We start from the raw sequence: 23340 nt of genomic DNA on the forward strand, positions 1-23340 counted from the left end.
TTCCCTCACTATAATAGTCCATTCCGCTCCATATTTGGCTGTAATAAAAAGAAACCCCTCCTGATACCTTAGTGCAGACTCCGGATACGGTGAGTTTTTGCGTGAAAACAGGCGCAGGGGTCAGGCGCAGGGGTCAGCGCAGGGGTCACGCAGGGGTCAGAACGCTTTTCTCGTCATTTTCCACGGTGAAATCCGATCACCCACCAACCTCGAAGCCATCGCTTGGTAGTATCACCATTTGATTTCCCGACTTTAAGTAGGAGGTAATAACCATGCTTAAAGTCATACTCGCAAAAATCGGAATCAGCCTGTTTCGCTATCTGCCGCTGGAACAGATCGTGGCCAAGCTGCTCACTTCGGTGATTCAGAAACTGCTGGAATCCCGCCGGGCCACCAAGTTGGTCGCCCGTGTCCGCAAGACCGTAACCCACCTCAACGAGCTGACCGCCCTCATCGAGCCCATGCTCGACGACCAGGCCGTCACCGGCGACGAGGCCCGCACCATGTACGACCACGTCAACCAGACGCGCCTTGAAATTCTCCAAACCTGGAGCAAAGGCGATTCCGCCAAGGAACTCGAAGCACAACTTCCATAGAGGGATTCATAATCGGCGGGGAGGGGAGCGTTCACGCGCTCCCTTTTTTTGCGTGTGTTTGTGCCGTGTTTGTGGGTGGTGGTACCAACCAATCGATTTCCAGGGCCAACACACGGGTACCTGAAAAACTTTTTAGGGGTATTCACTTCGATGGACTAGACCCACATGTTGTGGTACACACGTTTCATGGAAGCGTATCCAAAGGATCTGGAAGAATTGGAACTGAACTTTTCAAGTGAAGAAGCATGTCGCGACTATCTTGCATCATTGCGATGGCCGAACGGCTTCCTTTGCCCGGCCTGTGGCCATGGGGAGTCGTGGCGACTGTCAGACGGCCTTTTCAAGTGCAAGACGTGCAGTCGTTAAACATCTGTAACCTCGGGTACGATCTTTGAGGGCACCCGCAAACCGCTGGCGTCCTGGTTCAGGGCGATCTGGTGGGTGACAAGCCAGAAGAACGGAGCCAGCGCCTTGGGACTGATGCGCGTTCTCGGCCTCGGAAGCTACAAGACCGCATGGACGTGGCTGCACAAGCTCCGCCGGGCGATGGTACGTCCGGGACGGGAAAGACTGGCCGGAACCGTGCAGGTGGATGAAACCTTCATAGGCGGCACAAGGCCCGGGAAACGGGGGCGCGGAGCCGAAGGCAAGACCCTTGTGCTGATCGTGGCGCAGGAGAATGGTAAGGCCGTCGGTCGCATTCGCCTTGTAAAAATACCCGATGCCTCATCCAAAAGCCTTGAAGGGGCCATCCGAGAAACGGTTGATCCGGGTACGCAGGTGAAGACGGACGGGTGGAAGGGGTACAATGGTTTGGGAGCTTTGGGCTACGACCATAAAGTCGTTCGGAAATCCGAGGATGTTGGCGCGAACCTGCTCCCCCTTTGCCATCGAGTCGCCAGTTTGCTTAAGCGGTGGCTTGGCGGAACACATCAGGGCGCAGTAAGTCACGAGCATTTGGCATACTATCTCGACGAATACACGTTCCGCTTCAACCGGCGCACTTCCCGCTCGCGGGGAATGCTGCTTTACCGTCTGCTACAAAATGCAGTCGCTATGGAACCCGTTCGGTTCAAGGAAATATCCCTGTCGGTCAGGGGAAGAAACCACAAGATACAGACTTAGTCCAGCGAAGTGAATACCCCTAAAACTTTTTTTTCTGCAAGAATGCTTCTTGAACCCGCAAATTCGGGGTGTTGTACCTCTAAATCCGCGTTGGTGTGTTTGTACTTGTGTTTGTTTTTGTTGGTGGTTTTCAGGACTTTTTCAAACGGTCGCATCAATTTCTTTGAAACACCATAATCCCACAAAACCCCTAAAAATAAAGGCCGGAACGTGTGTTCCGGCCTTGAAGTTGGTAGCGGGGATTGGATTTGAACCAATGACCTTCAGGTTATGAGCCTGACGAGCTACCGGGCTGCTCTACCCCGCAGTCTTCTTGTTTGACAAGGCCGAGGAATGTATCGGATTTAATGGGCCGCGCAAGGGGTTTTTGCAACTATTCCTCATCTTTGCATTCAATCCATCCGATCCCCCTTTGCCATGATGGGGTTGCTGGTGTTTGGATGGATTTGTAAGCCGGACTCTTGGAGGTGGTTAGTCGATTTGTGTTGAGGATCGGATAACCAGCTCGGTTTCAATTTCGTGGAAGCCGGGTTCGTAGGGAATTTCCTTCTTAAGGATTTTCAGAAGCAGGTCGATGGCGGCATGGGCCTGCTTGTCCACGGGGCGGCGGACGGTTGAGAGGGGGGGCGTGGTGTGTTGTGCGAAGGGGAGGTCGTCGAAGCCGATGATGGCAATGTCGCCCGGAATGCTTTTTCCGCAGGCCTTTAGCGCGGGGATGCAGAGCGCCGCCAGGTTGTCGGTGGGGCAGAAGATGGCGTCGATTTCGTCGATGCAGCGCAGGTCGGAAAAAAAGTTTTCCACATTATCCTTCAGGCTGCGGACGCTGCGGATGAATTCATCGGAAACCTTGATGTCCTTCGCTTCCAGCGCGTCGCGGTAGCCCCGGATCCGGTCTTGGATGCAGCTGATGTGCTGGAGTTTATCGGGAATGAGCAGCAGGATGTTTTTCCGTCCGCTTTCAAGGAGATGGTCGACGGCCTTGGCTGCCATTTTCCGGTTGTTGATGTCGATGCAGGGTACTTTTTCTTCGGCGCCTTCAATCTGGCCGAGCAGGACGATGGGGAACTCCTTGGAGGCTACATCGAGAAATTCGCGGTGGTCTTCGCTGGGGGTCAGGTAGATCAGCCCTTCGAGCAGGTCGGACTTGAAGTCGGCTTCCTGCAGGGCGCGGTCTTTCAATTCCTCCCGGTCATGGATCACCAGGTCGTAGTCCTTGAAGCCGGGGTGGGAGAGGATGCAGTTGGTGAATTGACCCATCACCTGGTTTTCGTAGGCGACCTTGTCTTCGGCCATGCTCTGGTAGTCGATGTGGATGAAGGAAAGCCCGATCAGGTTGGTGCGCTGGTTGCGGATTGCGCGGGCCAGGCGGTTGGGGCGGTAGCCGAGTTGCTCGGCGGCGGCTTTGACGCGTTGGATCATCTCCTCCGAAACGGGGAATTCGTTCAAGTGTCCGTTCAGGACGCGCGAGACCGTGGCTTTGCTGACATCGCAGTAGCGGGCGATGTCTTCCAGGGTGACCCGATTGCTCGTTCGTTTGCGTTTTTTGCCTTTGACTGCCATATGCGATCCGGATTGTAAGGTTTACAGTAAAAATTTCTTTAAGAAAATCGATGCTGAATTTTGGCGGTGGAATAAGCAAGGCGAATGTTGTTTAAACTCGGTTGATAACCAGATTGTTTATAAAAAACGCGTGACAAGCACCCCGTTTCGGCTATAAGTGATACTGTTTACAGCGAGGTTTGATATGGTGGGTGGACAGGAGCAGGTCGGGGTTTGGAAGGCCGGGTGGATTCGGCGGGGCTGGGGCGAGGGTGCGCCTTTGCTCCGGAAGTCGTTCGATCTTGATAAGGGGGTGTCGAGGGCAACGGCGCATGTCACGGCATTGGGGGTTTGCGAGTTGCGGCTCAACGGGCGGAAAGTGGGGGAGGATCATCTGCTTCCGGGTTGGACGGATTATCGGAAACGGGTCTATTTCCATTCCTACGATGTTACCGAACGGTTGCACGAGGGCGGCAATGTGCTGGGGGGCATCGTTGCTCCCGGATGGTTCGCCGGTTACTTCGGTCCGTTTGGCGACAAAGGCTATTATGGCCACGATGCCTGGTTTAGCGTTGAGCTCGTGATTGAATATCTTGATGGATCGAGCGCATCCATCTGTTCGGATTCGAGCTGGAAGAGTGTCGAGGGGCCGATTCTGGAAGCCGACCTGCTCATGGGCGAGACCTACGACGCCCGCAAGGAAATTGACGGCTGGGATAGGCCCGGGTTCGATGATGCCGGTTGGTTCCCGGTCTCGCTGCTGGATGCCCATGAGCGGTTGCCCGAAACGATCGAATCCTATCCGGGAAAACCGGTTCATACGGTTGCGGAACTGCCGGCCATTGGACGATCCGAACCCAAGCCCGGAACCTATGTTTTCAACCTGGGCCAAAACATGGTGGGGGTTGCGCGGCTGAAAATCGATGTTCCTGCCGGCACCGAAGTGGTGATGAAGCACGGCGAAATGCTCAATCCCGATGGCACCGTCTATACCGAAAACCTGCGTAGCGCCAAGGCGATTGACCGCTATATCGCCAAGGGCGGCGGTGAAGAGGTGTGGCAGCCGCGCTTCACGTTCCATGGGTTCCAGTATGTGGAGGTTTCCGGCCTGCCGAGCAAGCCGGAGCCCGATGCCGTAACCGGCGTGGCCTGGATGTCGGCATTGCAGGAGACCTCCACCTTCGAGTGCTCGAACGAAAAGGTGAATCAGCTGTTCAGCAACATCCGGTGGGGCTTCCGGGGCAATTATATCGATGTTCCAACCGACTGCCCGCAGCGCGACGAACGCCTGGGCTGGACGGGGGATACCCAGATGTTTATCCGTTCTGCCACCTATCTCGCCGATATCCGCCCGTTTTATGAAAAGTGGCTCGTCGATCTGCACGACGCACAGCACGCGAATGGCGGCTATCCCGACATGGCGCCATTCATGGGGCGGTTGGGTTTTGCCAGTGCCGCCTGGGCGGACGCCGGCATCATTTGCCCCTATGTGCTGTGGCAGGCCTATGGGGCTACGGGGTTCATCCGTCCCTGGTGGACGCAGATGAAAAAATTCATGGAGCTGATCGGTTCCGACGACAACCGGCACAACGGGCCTGATGCGGAATCCTATGGCGACTGGCTGCACTTTAATTCCGAAACGCCAACCCGCCTGATTGGCCTGGCCTATCGTGCCTACGACGCGCAGCTGATGGCCGAGATGGCCGCTGCGCTGGATGCCGCCGACGATGTTGCCCATTTCATGAACGAAGCGAGAAGGGGGAAGGCCCTGTTTCGCGATGCGCTGTTCGAGGGCGCCGAAATCGCCGTGAAAACGCAAACGGCCTGTGCGCTATCCATTGCCATGGATTTGTTGGACGGGGATGACTTGGAAAAAGCAAAACAGGGCCTCGTCCAAAGCCTGGAAGAACACAACGGCTATCTCTCCACGGGTTTTGTCGGAACCGGCTACCTCTGCCCGGCGCTCACCAAGGCAGGCCGCCCGGACCTGGCGGTGCAGCTGCTGCTCAACGAGGAACACCCTTCTTGGCTCTATGCCGTGAACCAGGGGGCGACCACCATCTGGGAGCGCTGGAACAGCTGGACCGAGGAAAACGGATTCGGCGACGTGGGCATGAATTCGTTCAACCACTATGCCTTCGGCTCCGTTTGCGAATGGATGTTCGAGTCGCTTGCCGGAATCAAGCCCGGCGCGCCCGGCTTCCAAACGTTGGAGGTTGCCCCGTGCCTGACCGACCGCTTCGATTTCGTGAAGGCCTCGTTCGATTCGCTCCAGGGGCGGGTTTCCATCCATTGGAAAAAGGCGGATGCCGGGTTCGAGATCGAGCTGGAGACTCCGGTTCCCGCGACGGCTCGATTGCCGTTCCTGACCGAAAGGGTGCCCGCAGGACGTCATTTGTTCAAGGTCCTTCCCGACGACGAAGAAACCTGCCTGCTCAACAGTGTCGCCCCGCAGGCCATTTTAGCTTAAAGGCAGTTAAGGATTTTCATGATCAAGAAAAGCACCCAGCACAAAACCCCTTCATCCGAACACGTATCCATGTTTACCCGGATCGGTTGGGGATTCGGTGGCATTGCTGATAATTACATGGTCAACGTGCTGAACATGCTCTTCATGGTCATCTACGTCCAGTATTTCAAGATGCCTCCTGTACTCGCCGGCCTTGCTTTCGCCATTCCGCGTTTCGTCGATGCCCTGACCGATCCGTTGATCGGGAATATTTCCGACAATACGCGCAGCAGGTGGGGGCGCCGGCGTCCCTACATGGTTGCGGGGGCCATCCTGTCCGCCATTTTGCTTCCCTTTTTCTGGACCCCGTTGGGCAGTGCAACGAGCGAGGTGTGGGCGAAGAACCCGGCCTTCATCTACGCCATCCTGATCGGCGTCATCTTTGCCATAACCTACACCCTCTATGTGGTGCCCTACACCGCGCTGGGCTACGAGCTGACCAACGACTACGATGAAAAAACGCGCGTGCTCTCCTGGCGCATGTACATCGGCCTGTTTGGAAGCCTGACCGTGCCGTGGGTCTACCAGCTTGCGCAGAACGATGCCTTCAGCAACGAAGGGCAGGGTGCCTTTTGGGTCAGTGTCGGGGTGGGGCTTTTCGTGGTGGTCACGGGGCTTGTGCCCGTTTTCGTATGCCGCGAGCGCAAAGATGTCCAGTTGCAGAAGACTTCCCCGTTCGGCGAATCGCTGAAGGCCACCATGACCAACCAGCCGTTTGTGATTCTGCTGATCGCCTATATCATCATTATTGTCGGGCTCTTTTCCGCCGGCAACCTCGGTGCATTCGTCAACATCTATTACATCTGCGGCGGCAACAAGGATTTCGGCGCGTTGCTGGTGGCGGTGTCCGGGACGCTTGGGGCCATCGTCTCCTACCTGAGCATGTTCCTCATCACGGCCGTATCGGTCCGAACCGGAAAAAAGACCGCCATGTTCCTGGGGCTCGGCTTCGCGCTGGCCGGTGTGCTCGGCGCCTGGATCGCCATGGATCCGCGCTGGCCGCTTGCCCAGCTGTGGACCACGGTGATCTCCTGCATGGGTCTCCAGGGCTGCTGGCTGATGGTCAGCTCGATGGTGGCCGATATCTGCGATGAGGATGAACTCAAGACCGGATTGCGGCGCGAAGGCATGTTCGGGGCCATTAACGGCTTTGCCTTGAAGGCGGCCCTGTCGGTCACCGCCCTGATCGGGGGATTGCTTTTGCAGTTCACCGGCTTCAGTTCCGATGAAGTGGACCGGTTCCAAAGCCGCACCATCACCCAGCTGATCGAACCGGCCCGCGCATGGGAACTTGAGGAAGGCGACTTCAAGACCGCATCCGAAACCTTCGATCTTTCGGCTTCGCGCTTCATCGAGATTTCCGAGGACCAGTCAGGGCTCGAAGGCAGCAAGCTCACCATCTTCTCCCGTTTGCTGAAGGGCGAGAACGTCTTCTTCCGCTGGTATGATTTCGAGGATGCGCTCAACCTCTATCTCACCGCGGTGAAGGCTTATGAACCGGAGGCTTCCGAATCGATGCAGGCGGAACTGGCGACATTTGTCCAGATGGCCAACGACGGCTTTCTGACCGACTACAAGGAGCAGAAGCGGGTGGCCCTGCTCATGAAGAAACTGATCATCGGATGCCAGGCGGTGGGGTTGGTCATGGCCATGGTGATTTTTGTGTTCTATCCCATCACCCGCGCCCGCGCCGAAGAAACCCGCCGCCTGCTGGATGAAAGGAAAGACCATGAAGCTGAATAGAATAATCGCGCTGGTCTGCCTGCTCGGCCTAGGTGCGCAGGCGAAACAAAAACCCAACGTTGTCCTGTTGTTGACCGACGACCAGTCGTACCACCTCGGCATGCTCGGCGTACAGGGGTTGGAAACACCCAACATCGACGAACTGGCGAAGCAGGGCGTGTTTTTCACCAAGGCTTATTCCGCGTCGGCCTCGTGCGCACCGTGCCGCGGCGCAATCCTCACCGGAATGCACTCCTCCGCCAATGGCCACTGGCGCAACACCGTCGGCCCCATCCTGTCCGACCCCGACCGGGATTTCACGCGCCAGTCCTCCAAGGTCGATGGCGTCGGGGTGCACGAAGACATCCCGACCTTGATCGAGGTGCTGCGCGACAACGGCTACTTCACCGGCATCACCGAAAAGTGGCACCTCAGCCCGGCCTGGAAATTCCCGTTCGACTTCCGCGACACCGCCAACCTCAAACCCTCCGGCAGCGCCAACGCGATGAAAAACTTCATCAAGGCCGCCAAGGGCAAGCCGTTCTTCATCCAGTGCAATGTCGACAACACCCACCGCCCGTTCCAGAAGCACATCAAGATCAATGGCGATCTTCCGAAGGTGGATCCGGCCCTTGTTGAGCTTCCGCCGCATTGGCCCGACACCCCCAGGACGCGGCAGGACTATGCCGAATACCTCACCACCGTCCAGCACGCCGATGCCGTGATCGGCGCTATCCTCGAAGTCGTTGCGGAGGCCGGCCTGCTGGAAAATACGATCTTCATCTATTCCTCTGACCAAGGCTTCTGCTACCACCGCGCCAAGGCCACCGCCTACGACTGGGGCGTGCATGTCCCGCTCTCTTTCACCGGGCCCGGTATCAAAGGCGGAGTCGTTTCGGATGCGCTCGTCGGACACGTCGATCTCATGCCGACCATCCTCGATTTCGCCGGACTTCCAATCCCTGAAACGGTGCAGGGAAAATCATTGCGTCCGGTGCTCGAAGGCCGCCGCAAGGATGCCGGCCGCACCTTCATCGTCTCCGAGCACAACGCGCATGGCGGAAGCCCGCAGGAATACTACCCAACCCGAAGCATCACCGACGGCCGCTACCGCTATATCTGGAACAAGGCCCATGAACGCGTGCCCGACTTCGACATCGACACCATGGCCACCGATCCCAACTGGCGCAAGGTGGCGCACCAACCCGCCTGGATGCCGTGGGATGCCACGCCGAGCGACATCTGGGAAAACAATGCCTGCGAGGAAATCATTTTTAACAAAGAACAGTTCCCCGAGGCCTACCGCCTTCTCAAAGAGAGCATGTTCCGCCCGCAGTTCGAGCTCTATGATCTGAAGAACGACCCGTATGAAACAAAGAACCTTGCAGCCAATCCCGAATACAAATCGGTGGCCGCTCGCTTGGGTAAAAGCTTGAAAAAGTGGATGGAAACCGAAGGCGATATCGGCGATCCGCGCAGCATTAAACGAAGGAAGTAGAGGAGCGGGGACATTCTTGTCCCCGTCGGGGGCAGGAAAGCCCCTGCTCCGTTGAAAGGAAATGAGAATGAAAAAACTGATGCTATTTCTGTTTGTTGGTTTGTTGGCGACATCCCATGCGCGCCAACCCAACGTGTTGTTCATCGTGGTGGACGACCTCGGATGGAAAGACACTGGATGCTACGGAAGCTCCTTCTATGAAACGCCGAACGTCGATCGCCTCGCCGCCACCGGCATGCGGTTCACCGATGCCTATTCCGCCAACCCGCTTTGCTGCCCGACGCGCTCGAGCATCATGACAGGGCAATATCCGGTTCGCACCGGTTTTACTTCCGCTTCCGGACACATCGCCGGCGAGCACAAACATGCCGAAGCGCACTCGGCCTCCCCGGATCAGCGGGCCGCCGGGCCATCGTCGATCAACTATCTGCCGCTCGAATACTATACGCTCGGCGAAGCGTTCAAGGATGCCGGCTATGCCACCGCCTTCCTCGGCAAGTGGCACATGGGCCACGATCCCTATATCCCGGAAAACCACGGCTTCGATTTTGTTGTCGGCGGCCGCGAACATCCGGGGCCGCCCGGCCTGGACGGCAACCGCAAGTTTTTCCCGCCATGGGATAAGAAAATAACACTGCCGGCCAATCCGCCTGCCGATAAGCACATCGACGACTATCTCGGCGATCGCGCCGTGGAATACATCCGTGAAAACAAAAACAAACCCTTCTTCATGTGCTTCTGGCTATACGATGTCCACGCGCCGTTCCAGTCGAAGCCCGAGCTGGTTGAAAAGTGGAAAAAGAAAGCCGACCCCGCCAATCCGCAGCACAGTCCCACCATGGCGGCCATGGTGGAGGTGATGGACGACAACGTCGGCCGCGTGCTTGACGCGCTGGAAAAGAACGGCATGGCCGACGACACGATCGTGATCTTCACCTCCGACAACGGGGGCAACATGTACGATGTCGCCGACGGCACCACGCCGACCAACAACGAACCGTTGCGCTCCGGCAAGGGGAACAACTATGAAGGCGGCGTGCGCATTCCGCTCATCGTCCGCTGGCCAGGAAAAACCAAGCCCGGCACGGTCAACCCTTCCGTCATCTCGACCGTCGACCACTATCCGTCGCTGCTCGAAATGACCGGGCAGCAGCAGCGCCCGCTGGATCACAAGGATGGCGTCAGCTATGTCCCCGCGCTGCAGGGCAGGGCCCACGACCGTGGCCCGACCCTCTGCGACTTCACCCACTTTGTTCCCGCAACGATGAACGTGCCCAACACGTGGATCCGCGAGGGCGACTGGAAGCTGCTGCGCTTCTGGTTCGATGGCGCCGGGCAGGAGCATCGCTATGAGCTCTACAATATGAAGGACGACATCGGCGAAACGAAGAACCTGGCTTCCGCCTATCCGGAAAAGGTTCAAACCATGGCCGCCGCGCTGGATCGCTATTTCAAGAATTCAGGTTCGCTGAAGGCCAATCGTAACGAGGCCTATAACGGAAAGACCGTCGGCGTTTGGTCGGCCAAGGGCAACGGCACCATTGCCGCGCAGGACGGCGCATTGGTGCTGGAGGCCGGGCAGCCGCAATTCGATGCCCGTACCCGCGTCACACCGAGTCTGGTGAGCGAAGCGTGGCTGGAGTTCGAGGCCCGCTCGGCAAAAGGAAACATCGTCAGCGTGCAGTGGACGTCGCACGGCGCACCGGATTTCGGCGTGCCCGAACGCAATGTGGCGAAGGCGCTTTCGAACGAGTGGAAGCCGTTCCGGGTCAAGATGGATTTCCCCAGCCGGATCAAGGATGTTCGTTTCGTCTTGTCGAACGAGGGCGATGTCGTGGAACTGCGGAATGTCAAACTCCTCACGCCCGATGGTTCCGTCATCACCGAATACGAATTCTATTGAGGCATTTCCGGTGCGTAGAATTATTTTTGCTATCATGCTGATTGCGAGCGTTGCATTCGCAAAGAAACCCAACGTGATCGTGTTCTACACCGACGACCATGGCTGGGCGGATCTGGGCATCCACGGCATGGCGGACGACGTGAAGACCCCGCACCTTGACCAGCTCGCCCGCGATGGCGTCCTCTGCAAACATGGCTATTCCACCGCGCCGCAATGCTGCCCGTCGCGCGCCGGCGTGATGACCGGGAAGTACCAGCAGCGCTTCGGCTTCGGCCATAATGGCGAGGGGCCGCTGCCGCTGGCCGAAACCACGCTGGCCGATCGCATGCGCGCCGCCGGCTACCGCACGGGCATGGTCGGCAAATGGCATCTCGAACCCAACTGGACGTGCTCGGATTGGATCAAGGATTCGCTGGGCGTCGGGAACGCGACGGCGAAAACAAAAATCCCGTTCAGGCAGATTCTGCCGTACTATCCGGGCAACCGCGGTTTCGACGAGTTTTTCAAGGGCGAGATGTATCGCTACTGGGCCAACTACGATCTCGACGGAAACGATCTGGAAAAAGACGGCGAGTGGAAAAACATGAAGGGCTACCGTCTCGACATCCAGACCGATGCATCGCTCGCCTTCATTGATCGCAACAAGGACGAACCGTTCTTTCTCTACTGCGCCTATTTCGCACCGCACGTGCCGATGGAGGCGACGGAAAACTATCTGTCGCGCTTCCCCGGCGAAATGCCGGAACGCCGCCGCTACGCGCTCGCCATGATTTCCGCGATGGACGACGGCGTTGGCCGAATCCGCGAGCGGTTGAAAGAGCTCAAGCTCGAGAAGGATACGTTGATCTTCGTCATCGCCGACAACGGCGCGCCGCTGAAGATCGATATGGAGGACATTCCAATCTCCTTCCCCGGTGGCGCGTGGGATGGCTCGCTCAACACGCCGTGGGTGGGTGAGAAGGGGATGGTCATGGAAGGCGGCGTCCGCGTTCCGTATATCGCGGCTTGGCCCGGAACCTTTCCGGCGGGGCAGGTCTGCGAGGATCCGGTCATCACGCTCGATGTCGCGCCGACCTGCCTGGCCGCGGCCGGCGCACCGATCCCGGCGGAACTCGACGGCGTCAACCTGATTCCGCGCTTTTCCAATGCACAAAGGCCGTTGCCCGGGCGCGATCTCTTCTGGCGTTTCTGGGGGCAGACCACCGTGCGGCGCGGCGACTGGAAATATATCTGGCTCGGCGATGGCCGCGAAATGCTCTTCGACCTTTCGAGCGAAAAGCATGAACACGAAAACCTCATTGCGAAGCACCCGGAAAAAGCAGCGCAGCTCAAGGAGGCGCTGGTCAAATGGAACAACGAACTTAAGCCCAGGGGCATTCCCCCCGCATTGTTCAACGATCAGGAAGTCAAATGGTACAAACATTACTTAAATCTAGCGCAGTAAAGGAGGGGGGACATTCCTGTTCCCCTCGGGGGCTGGAACGCCCCCGCGCCGTTTACATGGCATATATCTTCAGTTTGCTTGTCTCTTTATCCGCGTTCGGGCAGGGAAGCGTTGACGATGACGTAACGCGGTTCGAATTTTCCGACGCAGCGGCTTCAACGTGGGTGAACGGCTACATCGATTCTTTTTTCACCAACCGGGTGAACATCGAAAACACGATCTTCCCCCGCGAATATCTGGCCCTATCGGATGCATGGCTTAACGGAGCAAAATGGGGCGCTCGTTCGATTCAGGAACAGCATCGAATCGTGCTGTCGGAACAGGGACTGGCGAACGATGGCTATGTGCTCACGCAGCAGCACGGCGCATCCTCGCACGACCACGGGTGGCCGTTCCCGCATTGGGTGCAGGTGCCGTACAAAAACGGGTTCCGTGGCACCACCGCCGGTTGGCATTTCTATGATGAACCGAAAGGGTGGGAAATCTGCTATGCACCTGCCCGAGGTGCTGCCCCCGAGCATTTCGGAGAGGCTGCGTCCAAAACGTGGACGCTGGATGATCTTGCGTCCGAAGGAATTTTCGAAGAGAGGCATGCCTGGAAACTTAAGGTGTCGGGCAAGCTGCCGACCCTCACCAGTCCGGAAGGGGTGGAGCTGGATTCCTTTAATTGTCCCTTCATTCAGATCCGTTGGCATGCTGAAGGAAATGCGTACTCGGTGCGCCCGGTGTTGGAGTGGAAGTGCGAGGGCGATACGGACTGGAGCGACAAGCGACGGATGGAATTCTCGGCAGACACCATCGAACCCTATAGTTCGGATACGGGCATGTTTCATTCGATCCTGTCTCTACATGAGCGTCCCGAGTGGAATGGAAAAATTACCCGCATTCGTTTCCGGTTCGGGGGGCTTGAAAAAGGGCGTACGCTTTTTGTTCGCTCGATCTTCACGCATTGGGACACGCGCCATCTCGTCAACAACTCCATCTACATCAAGGCGGCCTATGAATATTTCCGATGGACGGGCGACGCTGAATTTCTCAAGCAGCAAATGCCCCGCCTGCGCACGGCGATGAAGTACATGATGGAAGAGGGCAATGGCCGCGCGCTGAACCATATCCGTTGCACATGGCACGGGCACGACGGCCGGCCGGGTTATACCGTCAACGCCGATGGAACCAAGACCTTCCACGTTGGCCACGGCAAGGGGGGAAATTATTGGGATCTGCTGCCGTTTGGCTGGGACGACATGTATACCACCACGCATTATTACGCAGCGCTCCTTGCCATGGCGGAACTCGAGGATGTCACAGGCGGCGATGCGCAGGCATTGCGCATGCATGCCGGCGCTGTGAAGAAAACCGCAAATGAAAAGTTTTTTGACAATAAAGCCGGACGCTTTGTGGGCACCATCGATGCCGATGGAATTCCTCACGACTATGGGTTCACCTTCGTCAACCTGGAGGCGATCCACTATGGCATTGCGAATGATGCGAATGCGAAACGGATCATGGAATGGATCGGTGGAAAACGCAGTGTCGAGGGCGACACCTCAACGGGGGCGGACATCTACACCTACCGTCTTGCGCCGCGGGCGACCACGAAGCGCAATGTTGAATGGTATTCCTTCGCATGGACGGGGCCGGAGACGTTGCCGTTCGGCGGGCAGGTGCAGGATGGCGGCGCGGTGCTCGGTTTTTCGTTCTACGATGTCATGAGCCGCATCAAGACGCTCGGTGCGGACAACGCCTGGGAGCGCCTGATGGAAATCCGGGCATGGGATGAAGAAGTGCAGGCCTACGGCGGTTACCGCAAATATTATGGCGATGGCAAGGGTGGCACCACGCTGCAGGGCGGCGGTACGGCCGGCGGTGTCGGCATCGATTTCGAGTTCACCGAAAGCAGCATGCTCTCGGCGGTCGTCCCCTTCGGTTTCATGGGGCTGCGGCCCGATGGCCAGATGCTCAACATCGAACCCAACCTGCCCAAGGATTGCCCGCAAATGACCGTGCGCAATCTCCTTTATCAAGGCGTGCCGATGGATGTGACGGTTTCGGAATCCAGCATTAAGCTGGTCGTGAAATCCGAGCCTGCAACTTCCTTTAAAATTAAGTTTAGAAACGAAGAGTTGCACATCAAAGGAGCGGGGACATTCCTGTCCCCGTCGGGGGCTGGAAAGCCCCCGCTCCGTTAGAACAGGAAACAGGAGCGGGGACATTCTTGTCCCCGACATTGAAAAAGGATAATGAAGTTCCTAAATCCATATGCCGAAATCGAGATGCACAAGAACCATCTGCCGCACTGGCAGCAGGGCGAAGCTTTCGTTTTTGCGACATGGCGTTTGGCCGATTCGATTCCGCAATCACGGTTGTCGGAATGGATGGAACTCCGCACTGCATGGCTGAGGCACCATCAACAACCATGGGATGAAGAGACTGAGCAGCAATACCACAAGCGCTTTTCGCGTAAGCTGGATGAATGGCTGGATGAAGGGTGTGGAGCATGCGTTTTGAAAGTTCCTTCAACTGCGGCCATAGTCGCGAATGCGTTGTTGCATTTCGATAGGGAGCGTTACGAACTCGAATCCTATGTGGTGATGCCGAATCACGTTCATGTCCTTTTCCGACCGTTGGAAAAGCATAAGCTGGAGGATATCATCAAGTCATGGAAGGGGTTCACGGCGCGGGAAATCAATAAGGTGTTGGGCACGAGAGGTACGCTATGGCAATCCGATTATTGGGATCGCCTGATTCGTAATGAACGCCATTTGTTCAAGTGCCGGGAATATATCCGCAAGAATCCGATAAAGGCAAAATTGTGCGAAGGTCAATTTTTGTTGTTTGAAAAGGAGCATGGTTAACGGTTGGGGACAGGAATGTCCCCGCTCCGTTAGTTTGTGAAATAGGAGCGGGGACATTCTTGTCCCCGTCGGGGGCTGGAAAGCCCCCGCTCCGTTAGAATGGAAATGACGATGAAAAATATTTTTGTAGCGTTGATTGTAATAAGCGCCTTTTTGGCAAGGGCCGCCGAGAAACCTAACATCCTGCTGATTGTCGTGGACGACATGGGGTGGTCGGATGTGGGGTGCTTCGGCGGCGAGATCGATACGCCAAACCTCGATCGGCTCGCTGCGGGCGGTGTGCGGTTTTCCGACTATCGCGTAAACCCGATGTGCGTGGTGACGCGCACGAGCCTGATGACCGGGCACACGCACAGCCAGTCCGACAACTACCGCCGCTCGCTTCCCATTGCGAAGTTGATGCAGCAGGCGGGCTATGCAACCTCGATCTCGGGCAAGTGGCACCAACCCGGTAATCCGCTGGATGCCGGCTTCGATTCGTTCTACGGCTTCCTGCACGGCGCAATCAATTGCTTGACGGGCTGTGCCGAAGGCCAGAACAATCCCCAGATCCAGCGCGGCCGCGATAAGCCTGCGCCTGTGCCGGACGGATGGTATTCCACCGATGCGTTCACCGACGATGCGATCGGGCAGATTGATTCCGCCGTTGCCGACGGCAAGCCCTTCTTTACCTATCTGGCGTTCAACGCGCCCCACACACCACTGCACGCCTATGAGAAGGATGTCGAAAAATATTACGACCGCTATGAGGCGGGGTGGGAAACGCTGCGCAAGAAACGCTTTGCCCGGATGAAGGCGATGGGGTTGATCGACGATCGCTATGTTGACACCCCGCCCAACGGCGAGGTGCGGCGCTGGAACGAGATGTCGGTCGCGACCCAAAAGCAGGAGGCGCGTCGCATGGCGGCCTATGCAGGCATGCTCGACCGCGTCGATCAAAACATTGGCCGCGTGCTGGAACACCTTCGGAAAAAAGGGTTGGAGAAGGATACGTTGGTGATCTTCTTTTCGGATAACGGCGGGGCCTACAGCAACGGCGATATCCAAACCTACGATGCGCAGATTCCCTGGCATAAAAACAGCCGGCCGTATTGTTCCAACGGCTGGAGCTATCTGAAAAACACGCCGTGGCGTTGGTATAAATCGTCGGCGGAGGAGGGCGGGGTTTCGTCGCCGCTCATCGTGCGCTGGCCGAAAGGGCTCAAGGGGAAACCCGGCAGTATTCAGAAACAGCGGCTGCACGTGACGGATCTCTATCCAACCTTCCTCGCACTCGCGGGCGCGGACTATCCGGAAAAAGACGGCGACCGCAAATTGGAGCCGCTCTATGGCGGCTCGATGCTTCCGGCTTTCCGCAATCCCTCGCTGCCGGAACACGCGGTGCACGATGAAATTTTCTGGGCGTTCAACTTCACCGGCAAGGGCATGCTGAAAGGCGATTGGAAAATCTCGAGCATCAGCGACGGGCCGTGGCGGCTCTACAACGTGAACAAAGATCCATGCACCACGCAAGACCTCGCCGCCGCGATGCCGGAAAAGCTCAAATACATGAACGATGCCTGGTTTGCGTTCGCCAACAACCACACCAAAATGTCCAAGGATTGGAAGCAGCCGCTCAAGGATTATCAGGAAGGGTGGGGCTTCCACCGTATCCGCATGGTGTTGCCCGCGTACGAATCGGCCATTCCGCATATGGCCGAGGAAAATGTGCCGACGGATACCGATCTGACCTTTAATTTTTCCGCACCGCTCAGCTTCGAAAAGACGAAGGGCAAAGCCATCCGGCTTTATGCGGTGGGCGCCGACGACGAGGTGGTTTGGCAGGCCGATCCGGAACCCGGCCACGCAGCGGAAGGAAAGACATCGATCACGTTCGATCTGCCGCAACTGAAACCGGACACCACCTACTATCTGCTCGCGGACGCGGGCTGGATCACCTTGGGCGGCAAACGCGCCGGGCCGATCAACGACGGGGCCTATTGGTATCGATTTAGGACAGGAAAATGAAACGATTGAATACAGGAGCGGGGGCTTTCCAGCCCCCGATGGCGACGGCGGGGACAAGAATGTCCCCGCTCCGTTTGGGCCTGCTGTTTGTGCTTTTGTTCTCAGGTATTGCCGATGCAGGGCTGGTGCATCACTACCGCCTGGATGAAACCTTCCAGCACGAAACCATTGCCGATAGCGAGGGAACGATAGACGGTTCTTCGACTGAACTGCTTCGCGGGCGTGGCGGACAGATCGCCGGGTCCATGCAATTCGCGGAAGAGGATGGCGACCAGATCGATTTCGGAGCCGCCAACCTACTTATTCCCTCCGGCGATTTTTCCATCACGGCCTGGATCCGCTTTTCTTCTGATGGCATGGATGAAAACGAACGCATCCTTGATTGCAGCAACGGCGATGCATTCGGGGCGATGTCCTCGGGGTTCAACTTTAAAAAGCAGAATGGCACCTTGCGGGCGTTTGTGGGGGACGGTGTGAACAAGGTGGCCTCCTCAACTGCAAAGTCCGCCGTCGTGCAGGAGCAGTGGCAGCTCGTTGCGTTGCGGTTCTCCGTTTCGTCCGCGCCGGGTTCCGTTAGCGATGGGCTGGTGTCGGTGACGGCTGTCCCCTTCACCAACGCGGTGATGTCGGCGAGCGGCGTTGCCGCCAAGACAGACAGCGTAGGCCACAACCTGGGTGCCGTGGTTTCTGCCACCAACCTGCTCGCCGGTGCGCCGACAGGGATTGCGGCTTCGGCCGGGCTTTCCTTCGATGGCTTGATGGACGACATCCGCATTCACGACACGTTCCTGACCGATCAGGAATTGGCCGACCTCCACAACGTAACCGTGCCTGTGGCATCCTGTCTGCGCTGGATCTTCAATGTGGATGGCGACAGCGAAGGATGGTCAGCCCTGAATGCTTCGAGCAACACGGTGGCCGATGGCGACTATGTGTTGGTGGCCTCCTCCGCCGATCCGCAGCTATTGTCGCCCGATCACCTCGATCTGGATTTGACCGGCATCAGCCGGGTCTTTATCAAGGCGAAGAACGGTTCGGCTTCGACCAACGGAAGTGTCTTTTTCCAAACCCTGGAAAACCCGTCATTCGTTGGGAACTCGGTTGGCTTCACTGTTGTGTCAAACGATCCGGACACCACCACCTATGCGGTTGATATGTCGGTGCATTCCAACTGGAACGGCACGCTCACTCGCCTGCGCATCGACCTGCCCGATGGCGCGACGCCGGGCGACGAAATCCGGTTCGACCGCATTGCCGTTGGCGAAAGCGGGAACCGCCCCAACGTCATCGTCATGCTGGCCGACGACCTCGGTTGGATGGATGTGACGGTGAACGGGAGCGACTATTACCAGACGCCGAACGTCGAGCGGTTGGCGGCGGCGGGCATGAACTTTCCGAACGCGCATTCGGCCAACCCGCTCTGTTCGCCGACGCGCGCAGGCATCCTTACCGGCCTCTATCCGGCACGGGTGCGGTTCAATACGCCCAACGGGCACTCGACCACCGTTACGCTGGATCCGAAGGTGAATGCCACAGCGAATGCATATCTTCCTTCAACAACGGTCGGCTCGCGTTCCCGGTTGCCGAACGGCTACGTCACCTATGCCGAGCTGATGAAGCAGACCGGCTATTCCACCGCGTTCCTGGGTAAGTGGCATCTGGGCATGGACGAATATGTGCCGGAAAACCAGGGGTTTGATTTCGTGATCGGCGGTCGCCAGCACTCCGGCCCACCCGGCGGCTACTTTGCGCCGTTCAGTGGCGACTCGAACATTCCCGCCGATTGGCCGGACGGGTCGCCCGTTACCACTGACGACCACGTGAACGACCTCCTCGCGGCCTGGGCCGCCGACTTTGTCGGGGACAACCGCAACCAGCCCTTCCTGATGAACCTATGGTGGTACGATGTGCACGGCCCGTTCCAGGCCAAGCCGGAAGTGCGCGCGAACTATGTCGGCCTGGCCGGCACCGACGGGCGGCAGGACAGCCCGACCATGGCGGCGATGATCGAGGTGATGGACGACGGCGTCGGCACCGTGCTCGACAAGCTGGAGGAGCTGGGGCTGACCGACGACACCATCATTTTCTTTACGGGCGACAACGGCGGGTGGATGTATTCCTGGATCGCCGAAGACCTGGCCGTGCCGACCGACAACTTTCCATCGCGCGCCGGCAAGGCCTGCATCTGGGATGGCGGAACGCATGTGCCGTTCATCGTCAACTGGCCGGGGCGGGTGGCCGGTGGCACCGTCAATAGCAACAACGTCAACAACCTGGATATCTATGCCACCGTGCTCGGCATGCTCGATCTGGAACCCTACGAAGGCTATCCGCTGGATTCGGAATCGTTGGTGCCTTCGTTGCTGGGACAGGCTCCGGCCAATAGCAACACGGTCTTTGTCCAGTTCCCGCAGGCACCGCCCGCCACCGGAACCTTTCCGGGCGTCTGGGTGCGGCAGGGCGACATGAAGCTGATCCGCTTCTTCCATGGGAACGGCGGTACGGGGAACCACCGTTACGAGCTATACAATATTACTGCCGATCCCGGTGAAGAGCACAACCTGGCGCCCGGCAACCCGGCGCTGGTTGCGCAGCTCGATGCGCTGATCGAACAACACCTTGTCGATACGGAGGCGCTGGTTCCCGTGGCCAACCCCAGCTATGTTCCGCCCGCGTTCGACGGCTGGATTCCCAACGACGGTGTGTGGGTACAGGACGGAACCGGCGGACGCCTGAAGCTGGTTTCCAACAGCTTTCTCCCGGCGCTCGACAGTCCGGATCTGTCGGCGCGCGCTGTGCCGGCCAAGGTGCGGGTCACGATGACCTCCCGCAGCTATGGCCCCGGACGCATTGGGTGGAAGTTACCCGGCGATACGGAGTGGTTGGGAGCGCAGTCGGTTTCTTTTCCGGTTTCGCACAACAACGTTGAACGCACCATTGAGGTGCCGATCAATCCCGGCGCACCCGTGGTGCGGCTCCGCTTCCAGCCCAGCTCTGGTTATTTTGAAACCGACGTGCTCGAGATTCTCGTGTTTGATTCAGCGGGAGGTTTGATTGAGTCGATGTCGCTGCTGGATACCGATGGGGATGGCACCACGGACGGCGATGAAAATGCGGTTGCGCGGAATCCGAACGACCCGGCGGATTTGGGCTTCCATTTCAACGGCCAGAATGATTTTGAGGGGTGGGATACCAATCCGCAAAACATGGTCGGCTTTGTGGTTAGCAACGGTGCGGTGCAGGGAACAACGACGAGTTCGGATCCTCACTTTGAAAACCATGGCGTCGGATTCGATTCCGCACCCGTTCCCGCAGTCACGTTGCGGATGAAGGCTTCGGCCAATGCGGCCGTCCAACTATACTGGGCGCCCCAGGGCGGCGGATTTGTCGGTAACTTTTTATCCGAAACCTACACGGGCGGCGGCGATTGGCAGGTGCTGGAATTTATTCTGGAAGGTAATGCAGGCTGGGACGGTAATGTGATCGACAAGCTGCGGGTGGATCCGATCGGCACCTCCGGGGCGACCTTCGAGATCGACTGGATCCGTTCCGCCAATGGCGATGCCGACGACGATGGATTCGAGGATTGGGCGGAAATCATTGCCGGCACCGACCGCCTCGATCCTTCCGAAAATAAGTTTGTAATCTCGGCTGCGGAAATTCCCGTTCAGGTCGATGGCAAGGCCGGGCGCGTTTACTATCTCCAATGGACGGAGAGCTTGGTGCCGACCGGTTGGGGAACCGTCGAAACCGCGGGGCCGTTGGCATCCGACCAGACGGTTTTCTTTTCCAGCGGAACGCCCTCAACGAATGGTTTTTATCGAGTGTTAGTGGAGTATCCATGATGAGTAGAATGCAGATGATTGCGTGTTGCCTGGCCGTGTCCGGGAGCGCCTTTGCCGGATGGGAATATCTGGATAACGGCGAAGTGCGGATCGGGATCGACCGTTCGCGCGGGGCATGCATCGGCTGGTTCGGTGAAAGCGAAACGAAGCGCAACCTGCTCAATCATTGGGATGAAGGGCGCTTTATCCAGCAGTCGTATTACGGCGCGCCGGATGGATCGAAATGGAACAAGAAGGATTGGGTTTACAACCCGGTGCAGGGCGGAAGCTGGGACGGCAAACGCTCGAAGGTGCTGACGTTCAAGAAGGATAAAAACAAAACCTCGCTTTACGCAAAGATCGAGCCGCTCAGTTGGTCGGGGGGTCAAACGTGCCCCGAAGCCATCATGGAACAGACCATCTCGCTCAACGGGCGCGTGGCCCATATCCGGTTCAAACTGACTTATACCGGTAAAGACCAAGGCAAACCGCGCCATCAGGAAATGCCGGCCGTTTTTGTGGATGCAGTTCTCTCCAATCTCGTTTATGTGTCGGAGGGGGAATTAACCCGCCGGGTGCCCGGTTGGCCGAATGAGTCGGGAAAGACGTCCCGGCACTGGACGGCCTGGCTGGACCGGAACGACTGGGGCATTGGCATTTTCACGCCGGGCACCCCGGAATTCACCTGTTACCGTTTTGCGGGCAATGGCTCCACGGGCTCCGGTGGATCCGCCTGTTCCTATATCGCTCCTGTGCGGACGTTTGCTCTGACAAAAGGTCTCAAGGTTGAATACGATGTCTACCTCACCATCGGAACCCTCGATGAAATTAAAAACCGGTTTGCGAGCATGCAAGGGGCGGGAAGGCGCTCGCTCCGTTAGCCAAGGGAAGCGCGTTCGATGAGGCGGGGCTTGACGTAGGTGACTTTGTTGTAGCCGGGTTCGGCTTCCATGGTACGCAGTTGAAGGATCAACCGTTCAGCCATGGTTTGGGGGTCGGGGCAGAGGCTGGCGAGCGGCGGATCGGCTTCGGCGGCTTCGGGACTGTCGTCGAATCCAATCACCCGGGCATCCTGCGGGATGCGCAGGCCGCGGTCGTGCAGGGCGCTGAGCAGCATGATGGCCGTGGGATCGGAGAGCGCGAAGTACCCGGTAGGCTCTTCCTGAGCGGCAACAATCTTTTCAATTTCCCGCATGCGTGGCAGCAGGTCTTCGGGGAGAGGATATTCCGTAATAACGCTTGAAGGGTTGCCGTGCTGGAGCCAGGCGCGCCGAAAGCCCAGCGCTCGCAGTTCAAAGATTTCATGCCAGTTGTCGGGGTAATACTGGCTCTCGCCGAGCAGAACAATTTTTTTCGGCTCGCTTTCGCAGAACGCCATGCCGGCCACTTCGCCGCCATGGAAGTTATCGATCCGAACGCCGGAGGGCAGATGGTAGCTGAGCGGCGCGGCCAGACTGGTGACCAGCTTGTTTTTTTTCTGCAGCGGTTTGAAAAAGGGGAAGCTCCAGGAGGCGGCAAGGATGACGGCTTTATAGGGGGTAAGGTCGGCGGCGCAAAGTTTCTTGTTTTCCGTGCCCAGCAGCAGGTCAATCTCAATGTTGAATCCGTCCTTGTTTGTCTCAAGGCAGCTGTAGACCCGTTGAAGAAACGGATTGGCCAGCGCCATGTTGCCGTTTCCGACAAAGGCAAGCTTCAGTGCCTTATAGCCCTCGTGGTTGTGACGAAACCGCGGATGCACCAGATAGCGCCCGGTGGGAGTCGTGGTTACGAAACGCTCTTCTTTTAACTGGAGCAGAGCACGCCAAACCGTATTGCGCGGATAGCCCACCATTTCCTCCAGTTTTCGCACGGCAGGAATTTTCCCGTCATTGGAAAGTTCCCCCGATTGGATTTTTTTTCGCAGAATGTCGCAGACCGCCTCGGTCTGCGTTTGTGTTGTAATTATTGGTATTTCGCTCATTTGTCCCAGATAGTGCACATGGTGTCCTTAACTTGTCAATCATAAAAAGGAGACAAAATGAGACAAATACCTTGACGTATTAGTGTTTTACACTAGATATGGGTTATCGAATCGGGAAAGGATTTCTAACTAGTAAACCAAAGGAGAGCAGGTAATGAAAACATACATTGTTGCACTGGTGGCCATGGGGTGGCTAGGCGGGGTTCAGGCTGCGCAGTTGATTTCATCGGAGGGAGCTTGGAGTAGCTCGGCTGTCAATCCTGCGTCTAATGGCGGAGCTCAAACCAACTGGAATACGGGCGGCGTGTTTGGTCAGTGGGGGGGGAGCTTCCTTTAATGTCAACGCAGAGACTCAATA

At 57.6% G+C, this 23340-nt stretch carries 14 protein-coding genes, 1 tRNA gene and 1 pseudogene; 13 read left to right on the forward strand and 3 right to left on the reverse strand.

Translation table 11 applies throughout. The features are described 5' to 3' along the window. Nucleotides 1–272: 272 nt before the first annotated feature. Nucleotides 273–596, forward strand: coding sequence for a hypothetical protein (locus tag E9954_RS00005; protein WP_136077214.1), 324 nt, complete (start codon nucleotides 273–275; stop codon nucleotides 594–596). Nucleotides 597–782: 186 nt separating this feature from the next. Further along, a pseudogene (locus tag E9954_RS00010) lies at nucleotides 783–1721 on the forward strand (IS1595 family transposase). A gap of 230 nt (nucleotides 1722–1951) precedes the next feature. Here E9954_RS00010 and E9954_RS00015 read toward each other — a convergent pair. After that, nucleotides 1952–2028: transfer RNA gene (locus tag E9954_RS00015), tRNA-Met, on the reverse strand. A gap of 164 nt (nucleotides 2029–2192) precedes the next feature. After that, nucleotides 2193–3281 carry a LacI family DNA-binding transcriptional regulator gene (locus tag E9954_RS00020; protein ID WP_136077215.1) on the reverse strand — a complete coding sequence of 363 codons (1089 nt, stop codon included), beginning with the start codon at nucleotides 3279–3281 and terminating at the stop codon, nucleotides 2193–2195. Nucleotides 3282–3465: 184 nt separating this feature from the next. Between E9954_RS00020 and E9954_RS00025 the strand changes: the two genes are divergently transcribed. The 10 genes from E9954_RS00025 to E9954_RS00070 all read left to right on the forward strand — a co-directional run bounded on the left by E9954_RS00025 (nucleotide 3466) and on the right by E9954_RS00070 (nucleotide 21903). After that, nucleotides 3466–5730, forward strand: coding sequence for an alpha-L-rhamnosidase (locus E9954_RS00025; RefSeq protein WP_136077216.1), 2265 nt, complete (start codon nucleotides 3466–3468; stop codon nucleotides 5728–5730). 18 nt (nucleotides 5731–5748) lie between these two features. Further along, on the forward strand, nucleotides 5749–7512 hold the full coding sequence (locus tag E9954_RS00030; protein ID WP_136077217.1) for an MFS transporter: 1764 nt from the start codon (nucleotides 5749–5751) through the stop codon (nucleotides 7510–7512). After that, the gene (locus E9954_RS00035) at nucleotides 7499–8989 is read left to right on the forward strand and encodes a sulfatase family protein (protein WP_168441857.1); all 1491 of its coding nucleotides are present in this window, start codon (nucleotides 7499–7501) and stop codon (nucleotides 8987–8989) included. The genes E9954_RS00030 and E9954_RS00035 overlap by 14 nt, the downstream gene beginning before the upstream one ends. A 67-nt stretch (nucleotides 8990–9056) precedes the next feature. Then, nucleotides 9057–10892, forward strand: coding sequence for a sulfatase (locus E9954_RS00040; protein WP_222846977.1), 1836 nt, complete (start codon nucleotides 9057–9059; stop codon nucleotides 10890–10892). A 10-nt stretch (nucleotides 10893–10902) separates the two neighbouring features. Next, nucleotides 10903–12336: a sulfatase family protein gene (locus E9954_RS00045; RefSeq protein ID WP_222846978.1), complete on the forward strand. Its 1434-nt coding sequence runs from the start codon at nucleotides 10903–10905 to the stop codon at nucleotides 12334–12336. Nucleotides 12337–12392: 56 nt separating this feature from the next. Then, nucleotides 12393–14525, forward strand: coding sequence for a glycosyl hydrolase family 65 protein (locus E9954_RS00050; protein WP_136077219.1), 2133 nt, complete (start codon nucleotides 12393–12395; stop codon nucleotides 14523–14525). An 84-nt stretch (nucleotides 14526–14609) separates the two neighbouring features. Further along, nucleotides 14610–15191 carry a transposase gene (locus E9954_RS00055; protein WP_222846979.1) on the forward strand — a complete coding sequence of 194 codons (582 nt, stop codon included), beginning with the start codon at nucleotides 14610–14612 and terminating at the stop codon, nucleotides 15189–15191. A gap of 111 nt (nucleotides 15192–15302) precedes the next feature. Continuing rightward, nucleotides 15303–17198 carry a sulfatase-like hydrolase/transferase gene (locus tag E9954_RS00060; RefSeq protein WP_222846980.1) on the forward strand — a complete coding sequence of 632 codons (1896 nt, stop codon included), beginning with the start codon at nucleotides 15303–15305 and terminating at the stop codon, nucleotides 17196–17198. After that, the gene (locus E9954_RS00065) at nucleotides 17195–21043 is read left to right on the forward strand and encodes a sulfatase-like hydrolase/transferase (protein WP_136077222.1); all 3849 of its coding nucleotides are present in this window, start codon (nucleotides 17195–17197) and stop codon (nucleotides 21041–21043) included. The genes E9954_RS00060 and E9954_RS00065 overlap by 4 nt, the downstream gene beginning before the upstream one ends. Further along, nucleotides 21040–21903, forward strand: coding sequence for a hypothetical protein (locus E9954_RS00070; RefSeq protein ID WP_136077223.1), 864 nt, complete (start codon nucleotides 21040–21042; stop codon nucleotides 21901–21903). Before E9954_RS00065 ends, E9954_RS00070 begins: the two co-directional genes overlap by 4 nt. Here the strand turns inward: E9954_RS00070 and E9954_RS00075 are convergent. Further along, on the reverse strand, nucleotides 21900–22982 hold the full coding sequence (locus E9954_RS00075) for a substrate-binding domain-containing protein (RefSeq protein WP_136077224.1): 1083 nt from the start codon (nucleotides 22980–22982) through the stop codon (nucleotides 21900–21902). The genes E9954_RS00070 and E9954_RS00075 overlap by 4 nt on opposite strands. A gap of 154 nt (nucleotides 22983–23136) precedes the next feature. Between E9954_RS00075 and E9954_RS00080 the strand changes: the two genes are divergently transcribed. Beyond that, a complete protein-coding gene (locus tag E9954_RS00080; RefSeq protein ID WP_136077225.1) occupies nucleotides 23137–23319 on the forward strand; it encodes a hypothetical protein in 183 nt (60 codons plus the stop codon). Nucleotides 23320–23340 lie beyond the last annotated feature (21 nt).

This window comes from Pontiella desulfatans, assembly GCF_900890425.1.
Lineage (GTDB): Bacteria > Verrucomicrobiota > Kiritimatiellia > Kiritimatiellales > Pontiellaceae > Pontiella > Pontiella desulfatans.

Bases quoted from the DNA above. Each gene is read 5' to 3' on its own strand.
- E9954_RS00040 (WP_222846977.1), top strand. From the start codon at position 9,057: ATGAAAAAACTGATGCTATTTCTGTTTGTTGGTTTGTTGGCGACATCC.
- E9954_RS00035 (WP_168441857.1), top strand. From the start codon at position 7,499: ATGAAGCTGAATAGAATAATCGCGCTGGTCTGCCTGCTCGGCCTAGGT.
- E9954_RS00050 (WP_136077219.1), top strand. From the start codon at position 12,393: ATGGCATATATCTTCAGTTTGCTTGTCTCTTTATCCGCGTTCGGGCAG.
- E9954_RS00060 (WP_222846980.1), top strand. From the start codon at position 15,303: ATGAAAAATATTTTTGTAGCGTTGATTGTAATAAGCGCCTTTTTGGCA.
- E9954_RS00070 (WP_136077223.1), top strand. From the start codon at position 21,040: ATGATGAGTAGAATGCAGATGATTGCGTGTTGCCTGGCCGTGTCCGGG.
- E9954_RS00020 (WP_136077215.1), bottom strand. From the start codon at position 3,281: ATGGCAGTCAAAGGCAAAAAACGCAAACGAACGAGCAATCGGGTCACC.
- E9954_RS00030 (WP_136077217.1), top strand. From the start codon at position 5,749: ATGATCAAGAAAAGCACCCAGCACAAAACCCCTTCATCCGAACACGTA.
- E9954_RS00065 (WP_136077222.1), top strand. From the start codon at position 17,195: ATGAAACGATTGAATACAGGAGCGGGGGCTTTCCAGCCCCCGATGGCG.
- E9954_RS00025 (WP_136077216.1), top strand. From the start codon at position 3,466: ATGGTGGGTGGACAGGAGCAGGTCGGGGTTTGGAAGGCCGGGTGGATT.
- E9954_RS00055 (WP_222846979.1), top strand. From the start codon at position 14,610: ATGCACAAGAACCATCTGCCGCACTGGCAGCAGGGCGAAGCTTTCGTT.
- E9954_RS00005 (WP_136077214.1), top strand. From the start codon at position 273: ATGCTTAAAGTCATACTCGCAAAAATCGGAATCAGCCTGTTTCGCTAT.
- E9954_RS00075 (WP_136077224.1), bottom strand. From the start codon at position 22,982: ATGAGCGAAATACCAATAATTACAACACAAACGCAGACCGAGGCGGTC.
- E9954_RS00080 (WP_136077225.1), top strand. From the start codon at position 23,137: ATGAAAACATACATTGTTGCACTGGTGGCCATGGGGTGGCTAGGCGGG.